Raw genomic sequence first — 18457 nt, 5'->3', positions numbered from 1 at the left:
CTCATAAAATTTAGCATTTGGTTAAATCAAATATATATATACTAAATCGTTTTAACAACAAAATGTCATTTTTATGAAATTTTTATAAAACAACGTAATAATATTAAATTCTATTAAAATAAATGTCAAATCGAGACATAAAAAATTAAATATTATTAATATTTGTTAATATTTTAACATCCTATAAAACAGCAGATAGTGATATTTTTGAGTCTTAATTACAATAAATTGAACAATTTTCTGTTGTTAAGCCTGAATCTAGTTAAACGTTTTACTAAGCATTTAATAAAGAGTCCTATATCTCGCTGAACAATAGAGGGTGTCCGCTTTGCAACAGCACCATTGCTTGTTACAGTATTATTGCCACATCAGTATTCTTTTATGGTTTAAAATGACTTATAAGCGATCATTTTTCTGTAGCAACCCGGTAAACCGGATCTTCAATAATATTTACCTGGATAATTTCGCCGGCATTTTTAAGTAAACGTTTACAATCATTACTCAGGTGCTTCAATTGCAGCTTCTTATTTGCATGGCTATATTTTTCGGTAAGTTTATTTAAGGCATCAATGCCCGACATATCGTAAATTCTACTGTTTTTAAAATCTATAACAACAAAAGCAGGATCTTGAGCAACATCGAAAAGCTCATTAAAATTGGCCACCGATCCAAAAAACAATGGTCCGTATATCTCATAGTGCTTTACGCCATCGGCATCAATGTGCTTGCCCGCCCTTATCCTTTTAGAACTTTCCCATGCAAAAACCAGCGCAGAAATAATTACCCCGATTAATACGGCCAGTGCAAGGTTATGCAACCAGATGGTAATTACCGCAACCAAAATGCCGATCACAATATCTTGCCTGGGCATCTTATTAATTACCTTAAAACTCATCCATTCAAAGGTTCCGATGGCAACCATCATCATTACCCCTACTAATGCAGCCATAGGCACGCGATCGATTACAGGCGCACCTACCAATATAATTATCAGAATGGTAATGGCAGCAACAATACCCGATAACCTGGCCCTTGCCCCTGCCGAAAGGTTAACCAATGTTTGCGCAATCATTGGGCAGCCCCCCATGCCGGTAAAAAAGCCATTTGCAATATTTGCTATACCCTGTGCTATGCTTTCTCTGTTACGGTTCCCTTTCGTTTCTGTAATTTCATCAACCAGGTTTAAGGTAAGCAATCCTTCAGTTAAGCCTACACCTGCCATAATGAGTGCGTATGGAAAAATTATTTTAAGTGTATCCATGTTAAATGGAACTAGAGGAATATGAAATGGCGGAAAACCTCCTTTAACTGATGCAATATCTTTCACCAATTTGGTATCGATTCCGAAACCTAAAACAACAATAAAAACCAAAATAATGGCCACTAAAGATGCAGGAATAGCTTTGGTTATTTTTGGGAGGATAACTACAATTGCAACAGTAAGCAGCACTAAAGCCAACATGATATATAAAGGTGTGCCGCTTAACCATTCTACTTTACCATTAACCATGGTTTTAAACTGTTCTAACTGCGACATAAAAATAATTACCGCCAAACCGTTCACAAAACCGAACATTACAGGCTGCGGAACGAGCCGCACAAATTTGCCAAGTTTAAATAAACCCACTAAAATCTGGATTGTACCGGCAAGCGCCACTGCGGCAAAAACGTATTCTATGCCTTGGGTTTTCATTAAAGCAATAAGCACAATTACAGTAGCACCCGCACCACCCGAAACCAAACCTGGCCTGCCACCCAAAACTGCAGTTACCAGGCCCATAATAAATGCAGCGTACAAACCTGTTAATGGCGGAAAACCAGCAAGAATAGCAAATGATAACGATTCGGGAATCATCGTCATGGCTACAGTTAAGCCTGCAAGTATTTCAGTTTTGTAATCTATTTTCTTCGAAAAATCGAAAAGTTGCAGGTAGGGTTTCATTAATGAATGATATTAGCAAATTGCAAATATCGAAATAATAAGCACAATAGCCTTATTATTGGCTACGCATTGTGGGTAAGTTCAGCAAGCTGCTCCTCATCCTTAAAAGTGTAACAGCTCTTGTCGTGATCAGCATTTCCTGAAATTGGATTTATACGATGCTGAAAATTGCTTCCCCAAATTTCCAATGCTTTAAAAACATCAGTCAGCCTTTTACCCGATTCGGTAAACGAATATTCCACCTTTGGCGGTACCACGGGATAAATTTTCCGCTCCACAATCTGATCTTCCTCCAACTCCCTCAATTGCTGGGTAAGCATTTTTTCCGTTATGCCTGCTACACTACGGTGAAGTTCTCCATATCTTTTCGGACCCGACAAAAGCCTATTCAAAATAGTTAGTTTCCATTTACCGCCAATTACATTCAGCGCCGCTTCCATTGAGCAGGAGTAATAGGCTTGTCTTTTCTTTGTCATATAAAAATTTCGATGCAGGTGTTTAAAGAATCTCGGACCATTTCGTACTAAAAAGTGCGTACCGAACCAAAAAGTACATACTTGATGGGTGGTATAATTAGCCGTCTCTTTGACCTATTAAAACATAAAGATAATGAAAAAATTAGCAGGAAAAACCGCAATCATCACAGGTGGAAATAGCGGTATAGGTTATTCAACAGCAGCAGAGTTTTTAGCTCAGGGTGCTAAAGTAATCATCACAGGCAGAAATGAAAAATCGGTAAAAGATGCCGTTGCTGCACTGGGAGAAAATGCATTCGGAATAGTTTCTGACAGCGCCTATATGGAAGAAATTACAAAATTGGCAGAACAGGTAAAAACGATAACAACCACATTAGATATTATTGTGGTAAACGCAGGTATTGGTAAATTTAATTCATTGGCAGATATGACAGAGCAAATGTTCGATGAAATTATGAATATCAACTTTAAAGGTGCCTATTTTAGCTTGCAGCAATTATTGCCTTTAGTTAACAACGGCGGTTCTATTATTTTAAATACTTCGATAAATGCACATATCGGCATGGCTGGTGCTACCGTTTATGCTGCAAGCAAATCGGCATTATTAACTTTAGCAAAAAATCTATCTGCAGAATTAACTTCCAGAAAAATAAGGGTAAATGCGGTTAGTCCTGGCCCTGTTGGCACACCCTTGCATACCAGCGAAAAACTTGGCTTAAGTGAAGAAGATTTGCAGCAAATGGGAGAGCATTTGGTAAAACAGATCCCCGTAGGCAGATTCGGACAAGCAGAAGAAATTGCTAAAACAATTGCTTTCTTTGCTTCTGATGACTCATCATTTATTTTGGGATCAGAACTCATCGCAGATGGTGGTATGTATAATTTATAATAAACAATTGAACCAGAGGATATTTCCCCTGGTTCAATTTTAATTAACCTGGAATAATACCATTACGTTTCAATTCATCAAACAAACTAAAAAACATTTTTTCGGTTTCCACATACTCATGAAAACCCATCCGCCGCGCTTTGGTTCCATCAGAAAAGAAATCATAATCCCATGAAAAAACAAAATCGCCAAACGGCCAAGAGGATACCGACGAATAATGGTGTTTAGCCAGGCCGTATTTTTCCTGCATCTGCGTCCATAAAGTCAATTTATCAGCCATAACTATTGTAAGAGGCATTTGGAGCGGTGGCGCGACTTCCATTTTAAAATAAGCGGCAATTTTTGGCCAGAGATCATTCCAGCGGATCAGATCGCCATTTGTAATGTTAAATGCCTGATTGGCGCATAAAGGATTTGTAGCTGCCCAAACTGTGGCCTTTGCCAATAAGCCAGCATCGGTAATATCCAAAAGTTTATCGTAGGCACCCAACTTACCAGGGAAACGAAGTGGCAAACCCAATTCTTTTGATATGGAGGCATAAATAGCAATTACCAGCACTAAATTCATCGGATTACCCAAAGCTGTACCTGCAACCACTGAAGGACGAATTGCCGACCAGCCCCATTTTTTTCCTTTTTGCTGCGCTTCAAGAAATTGCTGCTGATCTACATTAAACTCCGGTGGCATATGCCCGCCATCGTTTTCTTTGGCTGGCGTTTTAAACGGGCCATAATGCGCGCCATACACTTTATATCCCTGCATTAAACTAATATGCTGTAAATCCACAGCAACACTTTCTATTGCATTAACTACATTAACGAGCATAGCCAGATTAGGGGCTACCAGCTCAGCCCATGTTGGCTTATCCTGGTAGGCTGCATAAAAAATATGCGTTACGGCTGTTAATGTTGCTAATTTTAGCTTACTATCTTCACTATCCAGAAGATTAACCGATATATATTTAACGTTCCCATTATCAGTACCTCCACGGCGGGATAGGCCGATAATTTGCCAATCGCCATGGCTTTCCAAATGGCTGATGAGGTTGCTGCCGATAACGCCATTTGCGCCTACCACTACTGCTGTTTTTTTGCTTTTCATCTCTTAAAATTGAGTTGTAAAGTTCAGCTCAAAAAATAAATGTGTTTTTGTAAAATAGTATGATAGATTTGTACAATTCCATGATGAAACGATACATCCAATTTCAGCCCATTGTTATTTCGGATTTTGAAGCAAACGAATGGCAACATCCTGTGCACCAGCACAACCATTATGAACTGATTTACATTAAAAATGGATCCGGCAATCATATCATTAATAATATTCCTGTAGCTTACAAAAAGGGAAATGTATTCTTAATTGGCCCTGATGATGACCATCGTTTTGAGATTGATGAGAAAACGCATTTCGTTTACATTAAGTTTACTGATATTTATATCCATCAGCCAGAAATTAACTCAACTGGCTTACAACATTTAGAATACCTGATTAAAAGCAGGGAAACACATTTTTTAGGTTTCAGTTTTAATGAAGATGACCAGTTGGTGGTGGAAAATATTATTGCACTCATATCCTCACTCCATAAAAATATGTTGCAAAATGAAGCGCTAATCTGGATACAGATTTTAACATTATCGCATATTATGCAACGCAACATGCCAGAAATTAAAAGCAGTTTACAACGTTCTAAAGATATTCAGGCCATTTTCTGTTACTTGCATAAACACATTTACCATCCACAAAACTTAAAGGCCAGCATTATGGCTGCGCATTTTAATCTTTCAGAAGATTATATAGGTTCGTACTTTAAAAGAAATACAGGCATTACCCTTAGGCAGTATATTCAGGATTATCGACAAAACCTAATAAAAAAGCGCATGGAAAATGGCAGGTTTGGCCTAAAACAGATTGCCGCCGAATTTGGCCTAACCGACGAAAGCCATGTAAGTAAGGTATTGAAGAAAAGTATATAGTCAATCACCTGAAAAAAGTTTCAACGTGAAATAACGGACTGAATTGTTTATCCTTAACAAATATTAGGCTTATTTTCCATGTTTTTATAACGCTAAACTATTTCCTCATTTACAGGAGATTTGTACTACAGAAAAATAGCACTTATCTTTATCCTTACAGGCATGAACCACAAATTAAGAACCCACATAGAAGAAATTGTAACGTTAACGGATGATGAATTTGATTATGTACAGGAAAATTTCATCACCAAAAAGTTTAAAAAACATCAATTTTCAATCCAGGAGGGTGAACAGGTAAAATACTCTTATTTTGTGGTATCAGGGCTTTTAAAACTGGTGCATACGGATGATTCTGGAAAACAGCATATCGTTTCTTTTGCTATGGAAAACTGGTGGGAAAGCGACTACCTGGCCTATTTTAATCAGAGCTCTGCCACCATGAGTTTGGAGTGCCTGGAAGATACCGAAGTATGTTGCTTTACCCTTAAAAATTACCAAACCCTGTGTAAGGAATTTCAAAAAATGCAATATTTTTTTCTACAGAAAGCCAATTACGGACACATTGGATCTCAGCGCCGGATATTATCATTACTTACATCAAATGCTCAAGAGCGTTACGAACAGTTGCTAAAGGAATATCCAGCTTTATTTCAACGGGTACCCAAATCGCTTCTTGCAGCTTACCTGGGCGTTTCCCGCGAAACTTTAAGTCGGTTTTCTCAATAATAATGTGATAAACCTCACTCCAAATTCTTGCGGTTCATCACCGTTTAAACCCTAACATCGGTTGCAACTTTGTATCATTATAATTTAAATACAAAGTGATGGAAAAACAAATCATTAATCCCTGGCAGTGGCAAAATCAGCGCAGTTATGTACAAGCTGTAGAAGTTAAACAAGCAACAGGCACGCTTTACGTTTCGGGGCAAACAGCTACCAGTGCAGATGGCATATCAAGCACGGCCGACGTAAAAACCCAACTTATTGAAGCCATACAGCATTTGGAACAGGTAATTGCACAGGCTGGATATGAACCTAAAGGTATTGTCCGTTTAAATATTTACACCACCAAATCAGCTGAATTTTTCGAATGTTTCGATATTTTTCAGGCGTGGATAGCCAAACATGGTATTAAACAAGCCACTACCTTATTAGAAGTAAAAAGTTTGTACGAAACCTTAAGCGTAGAATTAGAAGCAACTGTAGTAAAGTAGATGCGAATCAATTAGCGCTTAGAAACTGTAAATTGTTAAACTAATGCTGTAAACGGCATATAAAATGCCATTAAATATAGCTTCGAGCAATAATTTTAAAAAAATCAGTCGGGTGACTGATTTTTTTTGCGCCATTTTATCGACTAAAACAAAACACTGATTATCCAGTTAGATTAATATTATTGGTTAGAAAGCATGGAGGAAAAGTATAAATGACGGCTTCAGCACAATTGGCAAAGTGGGTGGCAGAACAACATGCGGGGCAACTCGTAAGAAATACGAATAAGCCCTATTTTAATCATTTGGAAACTGTTGCAACGCTTGCAGGGCCTGTAACAAGATTGGGTTATGAAATTGGACTTTGTCATGATTTATTGGAAGATACTAATACCAATGGCGATGACCTGCAAAATGCATTAATCCGTTTTGGTTATGCTAAATCTGATGCATCTGAAATTATGAATTGTGTAATCGAATTAACAGATGTATACACTAAAAAAGCTTATCCTTACCTTCATAAAGTGAAGCGAAAAAAACTGGAAGCCGAGCGGCTTTTTAAGGTAAGTGCCGCTGCCCAGACCGTAAAATATGCCGATTTAATGGATAATATTGACTGGATGATGCAGCACGATCAAAAACATGCTACAAAATACCTAAATAAAAAACGCCTGCTAATTGCCAACCTAAACCAAGGCAATGCACAGCTTCGCCAACAAGTATTAAACCTAATTAATAAATGTTTATTGACACTTAAATATAATCATTAAGATTATGCACCACTTTTCTTTTGATCTGCATAGGCCACATTATAAAGGTGGTTTGGCTTTAAATAAATTACATCGTTTTGGAAATCGAAAACAGTATTGAATCTTTTCAGAATATCTGTCCCTAAATAATGAACGTTTACACCCGGCATTGGTTTATTTTGCTCCATTACCTGCGCCGGAACATCTTTAAGTTCAAAATTGCCGATTTTTAAACTTTGCAATTTTACTGTAGTTACGGGTACTTCATTACCCCTAGTGCCCTGCATCATCACCTTTTTTATAACTTCCATCTTATCTGTCGGAAATTTCATTTCCCGCAGCAAATCATTATCCAGCATTACGGTACGCTGATAGCCTAAATCAAAGAAAAACAGACTTTTATTTTTCGTACCGCTTTGCAAAATCTCACTTTCAATAAAAGGTTTGTTTTTGATATAGGTGATTTTAAATTTAGTGTATTGTTTATCCAATAAAATCTGTTTTGGCATCACCGAATGCACCATTAGTTTATTTTTGTCGTAATCAAGGGCTACAATCATGCCGTCGAATATATCCCAGCCCAGCAGTCCATCCGTTTCATCACCAGCCAGTTCAATATCATAAATTTTGCTTTTATACGTTTGATTCCCAATTTTAATATCATAATCGGTATTATAAAGCTTTGGCTTAGATTTAACTTTTTGCTTCAAAGCAGCGGTTGTGAGGTCTACTTCGGTTGCGCCAGAATCGAAGTTCAACAAAAGGGAATCCGTTTTATTGAAAACCACTGGTAAAAAGTTAGTATTGTATTTATTTACGAAAAATGGAATAGAATCGTGTACTTCAGGCGATATTCTACTAAAATTCTTTAAAGGTGGGCACACAATCCTGGTGCGGCAGGAATCTTTGCCGTTTAATAATACGATAAATTCTTTTTCTGCCCCCGGGCCTATTCTGAATACAATAGAATCTATATCTGTTTTAAACTTTATGTTTATTGATTTGGTTATTTTCCCCGTTGTAAACACATCCACCTTTATTTTAGGATTGATGTACCAGTTTGAGGATGCCTTGTGCGCTTCGTAAAATTTTGCCTCACCAGCTCCGGCTTTAACAATTGGTAATTTCTTTTGGGCTAAAATAGATAAGGGAAGTAACACTGCTGCAATGAGTAATATTTGTTTCATAAGCGAATAATAGATTTAAGATTTTGCAAGGGACTGCATTTAATGGTTGCCAACGGAAACTAAAGATAAAAAAGAAATACAAATCATGATGTGCATGATGCATTTAAATTTTGAACGGTTGAAATGAGGTACTCAAACTAAATTGTTAGCGATAAAACAAGTCGCATATCACCCCTTAACTTGTCGTTTTTGCACATCTGCGCCTATATTATATTGCTGTATTTTTGAGTAAACTAAATAAGAAACAACATGGCAACTCAAATTTTCGTAAACCTGGCGGTAAGCGACCTTAACAAGTCGGTAGCGTTTTTCACCAAACTTGGTTATACTTTTAACCCAAAATTTACCGATGAAAAAGCAACCTGTATGATCATCAGCGATACCATTTACGTTATGCTGCTCACCAGAACTTTTTTCCAAACTTTTACCGAAAAAGAAATTGTTGATGCCCACAAAGCCATAGAAACATCCATTGCCATATCTGCCGATAGCAAAGATGCCGTTAACGAGATGGTAGATAAAGCTGTAGCTGCTGGCGCAACGATTCCAAACCCGGCTACGGATTATGGTTTTATGTATCAACACAGTTTTGATGATCTTGATGGTCACCATTGGGAATATGTTTGGATGGATCCGAACGGCATGCCAGAGCATCAGGGGTAAGATATTACAGGAATTAAAAAGGACAGATAAGGAAATTCCTTACCTGCTCTTTTTGCTTTTATCTGATTACAGCAACTTGGCTAAATTTTTTATTTTGAGAATTTGATCTTCTTTTTATAGGCTTTTTTAATTTCGATTAAGATTACACCATTTGCACCTTTGGCACCATACATTGCTGTTGTATTTGCATCTTTAAGTACTTCAATTCTTTCGATCCAATCCGGAGATATTTCACTTATTTTCGAAGGATCAATGATACAACTTTTATTACCGGCCATAACATAGTAAAGCGGCGTTTTATTTTTCGAAACTATTGAAATGCCACCCAACATAATCCTTTGCTCCGTGGCTAACTTTACAACAATTTTGTCATGTATATCCGTTTCAACATTCGCAAAACCATTTAAACTGAAAATAAATTTACTTAGCCTGTCTATATCCTTGATGTTGAATTCGAACTTACCAGTTGAGTCTGTTACGGCAAGAACCTGCTCATCTCCCTTTTTCCTGATCTTTACACCAACTAATGCATTTCCATTATTATTTTGCACTACCTTTCCGGTAATTATTGTATTTGGAGCAGGTAAATAATGTGATAATTCACTCGATATTGAAGAAGATTTAGGATGTTGCTCGCTCTGCAAAACTACAGGTTTTAAATTTTGTGCATCCGCCGGACTAATTATAAATGCACTTAGGGCAAAGGGCACTAACCATTGCCAGTTCAGCCTGGAAGAAGGCAATATAAGCGCTCTATTTAACTGACTGGCCAATACCCGCCCACACACATTTTCTTTTTTATTTTGAAAGAAAAGAAGCAATTCTTTATCCGATTTGCCAGAAAGATCAATAATGTTTTTTTCACACTTACTACAATGGTGATTTCCATCTGCGCTTTCGATGTGGCTCCACTGTTGTGTACAAGGTTTGGTTAATAGCAATTGCAGGTTTTTCATGCTTTGGGTTTTAGAGAAGATGCACTACAAACTATTATTCCATAAAATTACACATCTGATTTTACTGCTAAATGTATTTTTACATTGATTTATAACGAATAGAACTTCTCGCCCCGGTGTATACGGAAAAAGCCAACTCGAAAGTTGGCTTTTTGGCTCCCTCTGCTGGGCTCCCCGATCTAAAATCGGGATAAACTTCTCGCCCCGGCGTATACGAAAAAAGCCAACTCGAAAGTTGGCTTTTTGCTCCCTCTGCTGGGCTCCCCGATGTAAAATCGGGATAAACTTCTCGCCCCGGCGTATACGGAAAAAGCCAACTCGAAAGTTGGCTTTTTGCTCCCTCTGCTGGGCTCGAACCAGCGACCCTCTGATTAACAGTCAGATGCTCTAACCAGCTGAGCTAAGAAGGAGTGCTGGTTGTTTTCCTAAAACGTTGCTTAATGTACTTTGCAGCAAACTTAGCCTTGTTCGTTTTGGGAGTGCAATATTAGTGCTTTTAAATTATTTATGCAAGAATAAAATACAATAAAATGATCTTCTATTTTGAACAGAAGATCATTTTACAGATTTAAAACTGGATATCAGTTCATTAACAATTACTTCTTAACAATCCATGGTTCCTGATTTATATCATCGGCGCCGTTATATTGACGGCCTAATGCCTGTTTTAGGTTTTCTCCATTAGTTGCTCTTTCAATATCAGGGTATTGAAAACGCTTCGGAATCCTGTTACTGTTACCCACACCAGGGCCAGTATCAAAAGTTGGCACAAGTGTACGGCGGTATTGATAGTAAGCCTCTAAACCTGAATTACGGAAATAAGCCAGATATTTTTGGGTAAGAATCTGCTTTAAGCCATCGTCTGTATTTCCTGTATATTTTACAACCGGTTGTGCATAGTAATCTGATTCGAAATTGAAATTTACATTATACGTTTCAAAGTCGCCCAACTTTCCATCCTTCTTTAAAAAAGTAACTACATTATTGCCATCTTTAATGCCATAAAAGCCTATAGATGCCTGAATACCTTTTTTATACCAACTTTCGGCATCGCCGGTAGCCCAACCTCTGTTAATACCTTCAGCCTTAATAAAGCAAAGTTCTGGATAAGCAATAATAAAGGTATTTTCGGCCGTGTAACCACTGTAATAACGGTAGCGCCCAATGAGCGAATACAAACCTTTTTGTACTTTATCCAACATCACGCCCTGATCTTCTCCTGTAGGTGCACCAATGAAATTGCGGTAATCGGTAATGGCATAACCATTTTGTTCTGCAACACCGCGAGCTGGCTCGGCAACCATGTAAGCACGAGGATCTTTAAGTGCCGAAAGTGTATTTAAGTACGTGCCCGCCATATTGTACCGCAAGGCATCGTTACCAAAATTATCTTTATTGTTGGGATATTTGTTAAAACTCTCGTTATATACAAACTGTAGGTTATCAGCCATGCTCTCCATTACCGGATATTTTGAAGGGTTATCCAATACCGCAGCAAACTGTTGTTTTATATTTAAGTCTGCATCACCCGCCTTAATGCTCAGATTGATCAACGTTCTTAATTTAAAGGTGTTTACCACCTTTTGCCAGGCTACCAAATCATTTTTGAGGTAAATATCACCCTTTAACTCTTTGTTACCCGCAACAATTAAAGCGGCTAAGTCATTATTTGATTCTTCCAACCAGGTTAGCGATTGTTTAAAAATATCTTTTTGGGTATCGTACTTTGGGGTCAGGTTAGCAAAACCTTTTAAAGCTTCTACCATTGGTAAATCCCCAAGTTTTAAACTCATTTTTACAAAGTAGTATGCCTTAAAAAATTTGCCCAAAGCCAGGTAAGGTTTTGCTACAGCACCACCTAAACGATTGGCTTCCTCTTCCATTTTCACAACATTTTTTAAGGTCGTATAATCTAAGCTTAAAACACCACCTTCATTCCAATTATATTCATTTTTGGCATAGTAGGAGTAATTTGACGCTGTATATTGATTCCATCTTTCTGAACTCGAAAAAGGAGCTTCGTACATATCGAACAAAATGCCATTCAGCAATAAATTTGGCGGAACAGTTTCAGCCTGGTTAGGGTTTTTAAAGTTATCTTCAAATTCTTTCTTACATCCGCCGCAAAAAGCTACGATGATAAAAAGAAACAGGATTTTATATATTGATTTCATCTTTTTATTTTTATGTTCTGGGTATTAAAAAGTAACATTCAGGTTAAAACCTATACTTCTGGTTGTTGGGGTTTGCAGCGACGAAGTACCTTCTCTGCCCGAATATTGATCTACATCCACATCATTATAGGTAGAATTGATAAAGTACAGCAGGTTACGCCCTACTACAGAGAAATTGGCCGACTTGATGAAGCTGCGTTCCAACAATTTTTTAGGCAACTGATAACCAAAAGTTACCTCACGTAGTTTTGCATAGGTACGGCTCATCATTGTATTTTCTTTGGCACCATAAAAAACGCCCAAATAATCCTGCAACAATTGAGGGGTAGTGTTTGGCGCGAAAGAAAGCTCTCCATAATTGGTAATTACCCCTGTAACCGGATCGAAGTTAAGTTTGCCGCCATTGGCAACAACCACTCCATCCCCTACCCATGTACCTTTATAGTTTGGATCATTTACACGCAGGTAATCCTGATATCTGGCTTCGCCCATTTTACCCTGAACAGTTTCGATCTGACGGCCACCCTGAAACGATTTCAACCTCACATAATCTTGCATTACCCCACCAACTTTACCATCTAACTGGAAACTGAAAGAGAAATTCTCGTAGCGGAATTTATTGCCAATGCTCCATACCCAATTTGGATCGGCATGCCCCAACAATTGGCTAACCGGTAATGAAATCGGTGTACCGCTTAAAGTATGAATTACCTGTCCGCTTGGTGTTTTGGCTAACACAGAACCGTAAATATTATCGATACGGTCGCCGGTTTTAAAAAATTGATCAACCGATGTTTCACCTGGTGCAAGTTCTTTGTAAACCTGTTTATAGGTAGACCAGTTGATCATTACATCCCAACCAAACTTATCCGTCATAATTGGTGCGCCCGATAAACTTAACTCTAAACCGCTGTTTTGTGTTTTACGGCCATTAATGGTATTGGTTTGGTAACCTGTAGCTGCTGAAATATTTTGTTTGATAATTTTAGGACCGTCGATATACCTGAAATAAGTGGCTTCGAAACCCAATCTGTTTTTAAGAAACTTTAAATCGATACCTCCTTCATAATTGGTTCTGCTCTGCGCTTTTACAGCATTGAGGTCAATCAGGTTATTGGTATAATAGGCACCTGTTTGGTTATTATAAGTCGGCCTGATGCTATATGGCGAAGATAAACCATAACCCGGGCCACCGTATGATGATGAGTATTCTGCACCATAACCGACAGGATAAGATTGCAATGGCGTGGCACCAATAAAATCCTGCGTACCTAAACCAGGGTCTTTAACGTTGGCATACGATGCCCTTACTTTAGCAAAAGAAATAAAAGCAGGCATTTTTATATAATCAGAAATCACCGAACTTAATGAAACTGAAGGATAGAATGCCGCATTATTGCCAGGAGGAAGAGCAGAATTCTTATCAACACGGCCAGTGGTATTGATATTAAGGTATTTTTTAAAACTTAAATCAACCGAGTAAAAAGCACTTAATACCAACATTTTCGAATTAAAATCGAATGCCTTTACCGGATTTTTAGAGTTTGAGAAGTTGTATACGTTAGGAACATTTAAATAATCGGTAGTGGTAAAGCTTGAGTTATAACTGAAGTTACGGGCATTACCTCCACCAAAAGCGCTGATTTCGAATAAATCGCCAACATTTTTGTTGTATTTTAAAATCAACTGTGTATTGTTTTCGAACATGCTGCGACGGTCTTCCCTGTAATCACCCAAACCTTCTTCACGTCCATAAGGATGAGCAGAAAATGGCATTTTTTCGGTTCGTAACTGATCGTAAGTCGATATTTGTGTTTTTAACAACACATCCAATCCTTTGGTTACATTGTAGTTAAGGGATGCATAACCATTGATATCATTCTTTTTATGGCCGCGTAACCACTCATACGACATAAAATAAGGATTGTGGTAACGCTGGTATTCTGCATAAACAGACTGGATGCCTTCTTTACCCGGCTGCCAATAGTTTTTCATGTCATCTATATTCCAATCGGCACCGCCCCAAAGCGTCATGTTATAAATCACACTGTTTGGGCCATAGTTAACATCAGGAATATTATCAGAAAACTGGCGGCTGTAGTTAATGTATGCTTCGGCCTTTAATTTTGGACTGATGTTATAAGAACCGCTCAGATTAAAGCTATTGATATTTAATTTGGTATTCGGTATAATTCCTTTCTGGTAGTTATTAGAGATGGAAACCCTCAAATTGTATTTATCCGTTGCAGATGATAGCGCAATGTTATTGGCAGATAGCAATCCGGTTTCGATAAAACGCTTTAAGTTGTCTTTACCGCGGGCCACCCATGGAGTACCCTGGCGCACGCCATTTATAACAGGACTATCGTATTGAGGAATTAACTGACCTTCGAATTTTGGCCCCCAGATATCGTAATCTCCATCATTTAAGCCACCGCCTTTTCCATCGCCAAAAGCATAGGCACTGTGTTCACCAGGACCATACTCATCCTGACTTTTTGGTAAAGCAATAAATCCTTTGTTAAATTGCGTGCTCGAATTTAGTTCTACAGTAAAGCCTTTATCGCTGAGCTTACCTCTTTTGGTGGTAATTAATAATGCACCGTTGTAAGCCTGATAACCATAAAGTGCCGCTGCAGCAGGGCCTTTAAGCACAGTATAGGTATCAATATCATCAGGATTGATGTTCCAGGTATCCGAATTGATCGGCACCCCATCTACCACTACCAGGTTTACATCATTACCTCGCAGGTAAAGCGATGAGCGCCCCAAAAGTTCTGAAGATACACCTACAGTTAAACCAGCAACTTTACCAACCAATCCATTTACGGGGTTGGCTTCCCTGGCTTTTACCAGATCGGCACCTTTAACTTCCTGAATGGCATAACCCAGGTTACGCTTTTCTTTGCGGATACCGAGCGCGGTAACCACTACATCATTAAGATTTTTTGAATCTGTTTTTAAGGTTATAGTAAGGTTTGCACTTGTAACCTGCACCTCTTGCGGAAGAAAGCCGATAGAACTTACCACTAGAGTTGAACCAGTTTGGGCATCTAATGTAAAACGGCCAGACTGATCGGTAGAAATTGCTTTTTTGGTTCCTTTAACCGTTACGCTTACGCCAGGAATTGGCTGCTGTGCATCATCTTTTACCTGACCGGTAATTTTTGTTTGTGCCCATGTAAAATAGGGCGTGAGGCATAAAAGCAATAAAGCTAACATGCACATCTTCATCTTGTAGAGATGTTTCATTTATCTATAAGTTTTTTTAGGTTTTATAGATGCAATGATAAGGTATGCATGTTAGCCTAATGCCAACTTTTAGTTAACAAATAACACTATTTTTGTTTAGTATTTGTTAACTAAGTATTTTCTTAATGCTTTCAGCAGCGTAACCTGCACTAGCCGTCATTCCTTTACCGCCAATAGCGGTGCGAATGTGGATGCGGTCGTCGATATCATAAGTTACAATGTGCTTTGTGGGGTGTTGGGGGTAAAATCCTGCCCAGGTGGTTTGGAGCTTCCGCACATCAAAATCAACAATACGCGCCGCTTCTTCCAACATGAGCTCATTTATGTAATGGCTTAAATCAAAACCAAGATCATCAAAATGGTTTACATCTGCATATACATGTGAATCGCCAATGATAATGGTATTATCAGCTGCTTTTTTAAACAACATATGGATGCCCCATTTTTTCAGTTCTTCGTAATGCTCAGGAGTTTTAATGCTTTTAAAAGAAGGGCAATAGTGCTCGAAACTTTCGTAACGCCTGGTGGTGAGCCCTGTTAAAATATTACCTTCCAAAGCTACACTAGGCATAGGGATGCTGCGCATCATCTGTAATTTACTCACCACAATTCCACTTTCGCTAAATAACTCAGGGTAAAGGAGTTTAAATTCATAACCATTGCAAATAATGGCCTTTTCTGCTGTAAAAAGTGCTGTTTTATTTCTTAAACCAACCTCTACACCGGTTCCTTTGCTTTCGCAGGCTGTAACTGGGCTATTGTATTGAAGTGTGTAGTTTTTAAACTTGGTTTGCATATAGGTATGCAGTCGGTAAATCATTTGATCTGGCGCAACACTAATTTCCTGAGGAAAAAAAATGGCTTCTTTAGCATAGGAAGCTTTTATAGCAGGATATTTTTTTAAAACAGCTTCCTGACTAAGCAGCTCTGTTTCGTAACCTATCGTATCGTAATGTGCTTTAAGCTCATGGATCAGTGTCTGTTCATCAGGATCGGAAGCGATATATACACTTCCATTTTGCTGCACAGAGATATCAAATTCTTTTTGAATGGATTTATAAATTTCCAGGCCTGCAACACCATACTCAAACCATTCGGCTTCCATACCTGATGGCACTACCTGGCCGAAGTTGCGTACTGTAGCACCTACCGGAAAATTATCTTTTTCGAGCTGCAATACCGTTTTGCCAGAAAGTAAAGCATGGTAAGCATGAAATGTTCCTAAAATTCCTCCTCCAATTACAATAAGATCGAAATGTTTATTCATTTTTTGTTTATGTTTTTGTGCGAGATGCTTTAAATAGCATCTTCATCGATGTTAAAATATTTTAAAAATTATTCGCCATTCCCGCTCAGGCGGGAATCTTAAGCCTATTACGTTACGATTCCCAATCGACCGATAGCTATCGGGTTAGGAATGACGATACTGTTTATAAAAGCCGCCTCAACTTCGTTGCGCTCAGTTACCATTAACAAACTCCAAATAGAAAAGCCGTTATTGCTGGTGGAACAACGAAGCAATCTTTCATGCTTTACGGCCACTATAAAGATTGCTCCGTCGGCTGAAAAAGCCTTCTCGAAATGACGATAAATGGCAAAAAGCAGTCAAAACTTTTTTTATTTCCCCGTTAAAACCACGCTTCCTGCAGCTTGCATCTTTTTATTGGTAGCCAATGTTTTCCTTCTAAAATAAATCAATGAAAGTACGCTGCATACCCCACCAATTAGCGGCACAGCAAACAAACACTGTTTAAAGAAATGCATCCAGCTGGTATTGGTTCCTCCAAATTCATGTAACATCAGCACCGAAAAGCTTCCTACATAACCAATAGAATCAGCCACATACATAATGAAACCGATATTGCTTTTGTAATGAAAATTGGCGATCATCCGCTCAAAAAAAATGGCATTATAAGGTATATAAGCCATATAAAGCCCCATACCAAGCAAAGCCATCCAACTTACCGGACCAATATATCCACGGTCAAAAAAGAATGTACTTACCCCAATTAATAAGCAACCTGCAATAATCATGATGTGTATTACGGTAAAGGCTTTAAGGTTATCTTTAATGAGAATTAAAAGTCCCATCATTACCAATACCACAACCGATATTAAGGTATCTATCTGCGTATAAATGTGGTTGTTGTGTATACCCAAACCATTCCATATCTCAACTTCAAAATTATCGCGCATGTCGCGGATGCAGGTAAGCAGTACATAAATGATAATGGTTAAAATAATACCCGGCAAAAAAGCGGTGATAAAAGCTTTCCGTTGTTTTGCATCCATCGGTACCCGCTTTGTACGCAAAGCCTGATCTTCTGCTGAAGGCGGTGGAATAACCTCCAAACAAAATACAAAAAGGAACAAGGGAAGCAAAAAAACCAAACCGGTAAGGAAAGGCATCCAATAATCACTTACGGCTGCAAAACTCATTAATGTACGTGCCACAGTTTTTACAAAACCTGAGGCAAAGATTAAACTGATCGACATTAACGCTCCCATAAACTCAGTGGTTTTTCTACCTTCGAGGTAACTGAATACCAGGCCCCAGATCATCCCGAGCGGGAAACCATTTAGGAAAAGAAATACAATATTGTAAGGTGCAGGTACAAGGGCAAAGCCAAGCAGTGCAAGCCACGAAAAAACAATTAAAAAAATAATGCTTCTGGCGCGGTTCTCAAAAGTGGCTGATGCGAATGCTTTTCTGAAAGCATACATACTGGTATAACAGCCAAAGGCTGCAACGCCACCAAGCACTGTAATTAACCAATATGGCCAGTTTAATGCTTTTTTGCGGGCAATTTGAAGTAAATTCATCTTTAGCTTAACGATTTCCAATATTGCACACTTATATACTTGTCAGCTGTATTTGCTGCACCGAAGGTTTTGCCCATGCTATAAAACTTTACAAACTTAATTAACATAGCTATTATAATTTAAACAATAGTAAACAATGTTTATTATTTGTAAACAAAGTC

General features: G+C 38.2%; 15 protein-coding genes and 1 tRNA gene. 6 read left to right on the top strand and 10 right to left on the bottom strand.

The annotated features are described in order from the left end of the window. Window positions 1-406: 406 nt before the first annotated feature. Together ACZZZW_RS05040 and ACZZZW_RS05035 are read right to left on the bottom strand one after the other, a co-directional pair. The gene (locus ACZZZW_RS05040; protein WP_055908327.1) at window positions 407-1942 is read right to left on the bottom strand and encodes a SulP family inorganic anion transporter; all 1536 of its coding nucleotides are present in this window, start codon (window positions 1940-1942) and stop codon (window positions 407-409) included. A gap of 62 nt (window positions 1943-2004) precedes the next feature. After that, window positions 2005-2418 (bottom strand): winged helix-turn-helix transcriptional regulator, encoded by a 414-nt coding sequence (locus tag ACZZZW_RS05035; RefSeq protein WP_082458738.1) that lies wholly within the window; start codon window positions 2416-2418, stop codon window positions 2005-2007. 133 nt (window positions 2419-2551) lie between these two features. On the opposite strand from ACZZZW_RS05035, the gene ACZZZW_RS05030 reads away from it, so the two are divergent. Then, entirely contained in the window at window positions 2552-3307 is a 756-nt protein-coding gene (locus tag ACZZZW_RS05030) for an SDR family oxidoreductase (RefSeq protein WP_055908330.1), read from the top strand. 43 nt (window positions 3308-3350) lie between these two features. On the opposite strand, the gene ACZZZW_RS05025 is transcribed toward ACZZZW_RS05030, so the two are convergent. After that, window positions 3351-4409, bottom strand: a complete 1059-nt coding sequence (locus ACZZZW_RS05025) for an SDR family oxidoreductase (RefSeq protein WP_055908334.1) — start codon at window positions 4407-4409, stop codon at window positions 3351-3353. A 59-nt stretch (window positions 4410-4468) separates the two neighbouring features. On the opposite strand from ACZZZW_RS05025, the gene ACZZZW_RS05020 reads away from it, so the two are divergent. The 4 genes from ACZZZW_RS05020 to ACZZZW_RS05005 all read left to right on the top strand — a co-directional run bounded on the left by ACZZZW_RS05020 (window position 4469) and on the right by ACZZZW_RS05005 (window position 7262). Further along, window positions 4469-5281, top strand: coding sequence for a helix-turn-helix domain-containing protein (locus tag ACZZZW_RS05020; RefSeq protein WP_463492463.1), 813 nt, complete (start codon window positions 4469-4471; stop codon window positions 5279-5281). Between the two features lie 162 nt (window positions 5282-5443). Then, a complete protein-coding gene (locus tag ACZZZW_RS05015) occupies window positions 5444-6007 on the top strand; it encodes a Crp/Fnr family transcriptional regulator (RefSeq protein WP_463492462.1) in 564 nt (187 codons plus the stop codon). 98 nt (window positions 6008-6105) lie between these two features. Next, on the top strand, window positions 6106-6495 hold the full coding sequence (locus ACZZZW_RS05010) for a RidA family protein (protein WP_055908343.1): 390 nt from the start codon (window positions 6106-6108) through the stop codon (window positions 6493-6495). Between the two features lie 212 nt (window positions 6496-6707). Beyond that, on the top strand, window positions 6708-7262 hold the full coding sequence (locus tag ACZZZW_RS05005) for a hypothetical protein (RefSeq protein WP_055908346.1): 555 nt from the start codon (window positions 6708-6710) through the stop codon (window positions 7260-7262). A 2-nt stretch (window positions 7263-7264) separates the two neighbouring features. Here ACZZZW_RS05005 and ACZZZW_RS05000 read toward each other — a convergent pair whose 3' ends face one another. Next, window positions 7265-8428, bottom strand: coding sequence for an aspartyl protease family protein (locus tag ACZZZW_RS05000; RefSeq protein WP_463492461.1), 1164 nt, complete (start codon window positions 8426-8428; stop codon window positions 7265-7267). A 249-nt stretch (window positions 8429-8677) separates the two neighbouring features. Here ACZZZW_RS05000 and ACZZZW_RS04995 point away from each other — a divergent pair, with 249 nt between their 5' ends. Then, window positions 8678-9091 (top strand): VOC family protein, encoded by a 414-nt coding sequence (locus ACZZZW_RS04995; RefSeq protein ID WP_055908352.1) that lies wholly within the window; start codon window positions 8678-8680, stop codon window positions 9089-9091. Between the two features lie 89 nt (window positions 9092-9180). Here the strand turns inward: ACZZZW_RS04995 and ACZZZW_RS04990 are convergent, their stop codons facing one another. The 6 genes from ACZZZW_RS04990 to ACZZZW_RS04965 form a co-directional block, all read right to left on the bottom strand. Further along, window positions 9181-10047: a peptidase associated/transthyretin-like domain-containing protein gene (locus ACZZZW_RS04990; RefSeq protein ID WP_055908355.1), complete on the bottom strand. Its 867-nt coding sequence runs from the start codon at window positions 10045-10047 to the stop codon at window positions 9181-9183. 336 nt (window positions 10048-10383) lie between these two features. Next, a tRNA-Asn gene (locus tag ACZZZW_RS04985) sits at window positions 10384-10457 on the bottom strand. A gap of 186 nt (window positions 10458-10643) precedes the next feature. Then, the gene (locus tag ACZZZW_RS04980) at window positions 10644-12221 is read right to left on the bottom strand and encodes a SusD/RagB family nutrient-binding outer membrane lipoprotein (protein WP_055908357.1); all 1578 of its coding nucleotides are present in this window, start codon (window positions 12219-12221) and stop codon (window positions 10644-10646) included. A gap of 24 nt (window positions 12222-12245) precedes the next feature. Then, entirely contained in the window at window positions 12246-15473 is a 3228-nt protein-coding gene (locus ACZZZW_RS04975) for a SusC/RagA family TonB-linked outer membrane protein (RefSeq protein ID WP_082458740.1), read from the bottom strand. Window positions 15474-15579: 106 nt separating this feature from the next. After that, on the bottom strand, window positions 15580-16740 hold the full coding sequence (locus ACZZZW_RS04970) for a TIGR03364 family FAD-dependent oxidoreductase (RefSeq protein ID WP_463492460.1): 1161 nt from the start codon (window positions 16738-16740) through the stop codon (window positions 15580-15582). A 350-nt stretch (window positions 16741-17090) separates the two neighbouring features. Further along, window positions 17091-18296, bottom strand: a complete 1206-nt coding sequence (locus ACZZZW_RS04965; protein WP_463492459.1) for a DUF5690 family protein — start codon at window positions 18294-18296, stop codon at window positions 17091-17093. Window positions 18297-18457: the final 161 nt, after the last annotated feature.

This window comes from Pedobacter sp. AC379 (assembly GCF_979258145.1).
The sequence above is the reverse complement of the archived record's forward strand: the minus strand, read 5'-3'. Positions and strand labels throughout refer to the sequence as shown.

Excerpts from the sequence above, each read along its gene's own strand:
- ACZZZW_RS05040 (WP_055908327.1), bottom strand. The coding sequence starts at position 1,942 with ATGAAACCCTACCTGCAACTTTTCGATTTTTCGAAGAAAATAGATTAC.
- ACZZZW_RS05035 (WP_082458738.1), bottom strand. The coding sequence starts at position 2,418 with ATGACAAAGAAAAGACAAGCCTATTACTCCTGCTCAATGGAAGCGGCG.
- ACZZZW_RS05030 (WP_055908330.1), top strand. The coding sequence starts at position 2,552 with ATGAAAAAATTAGCAGGAAAAACCGCAATCATCACAGGTGGAAATAGC.
- ACZZZW_RS05025 (WP_055908334.1), bottom strand. The coding sequence starts at position 4,409 with ATGAAAAGCAAAAAAACAGCAGTAGTGGTAGGCGCAAATGGCGTTATC.
- ACZZZW_RS05020 (WP_463492463.1), top strand. The coding sequence starts at position 4,469 with ATGATAGATTTGTACAATTCCATGATGAAACGATACATCCAATTTCAG.
- ACZZZW_RS05015 (WP_463492462.1), top strand. The coding sequence starts at position 5,444 with ATGAACCACAAATTAAGAACCCACATAGAAGAAATTGTAACGTTAACG.
- ACZZZW_RS05010 (WP_055908343.1), top strand. The coding sequence starts at position 6,106 with ATGGAAAAACAAATCATTAATCCCTGGCAGTGGCAAAATCAGCGCAGT.
- ACZZZW_RS05005 (WP_055908346.1), top strand. The coding sequence starts at position 6,708 with ATGACGGCTTCAGCACAATTGGCAAAGTGGGTGGCAGAACAACATGCG.
- ACZZZW_RS05000 (WP_463492461.1), bottom strand. The coding sequence starts at position 8,428 with ATGAAACAAATATTACTCATTGCAGCAGTGTTACTTCCCTTATCTATT.
- ACZZZW_RS04995 (WP_055908352.1), top strand. The coding sequence starts at position 8,678 with ATGGCAACTCAAATTTTCGTAAACCTGGCGGTAAGCGACCTTAACAAG.
- ACZZZW_RS04990 (WP_055908355.1), bottom strand. The coding sequence starts at position 10,047 with ATGAAAAACCTGCAATTGCTATTAACCAAACCTTGTACACAACAGTGG.
- ACZZZW_RS04980 (WP_055908357.1), bottom strand. The coding sequence starts at position 12,221 with ATGAAATCAATATATAAAATCCTGTTTCTTTTTATCATCGTAGCTTTT.
- ACZZZW_RS04975 (WP_082458740.1), bottom strand. The coding sequence starts at position 15,473 with ATGAAACATCTCTACAAGATGAAGATGTGCATGTTAGCTTTATTGCTT.
- ACZZZW_RS04970 (WP_463492460.1), bottom strand. The coding sequence starts at position 16,740 with ATGAATAAACATTTCGATCTTATTGTAATTGGAGGAGGAATTTTAGGA.
- ACZZZW_RS04965 (WP_463492459.1), bottom strand. The coding sequence starts at position 18,296 with ATGAATTTACTTCAAATTGCCCGCAAAAAAGCATTAAACTGGCCATAT.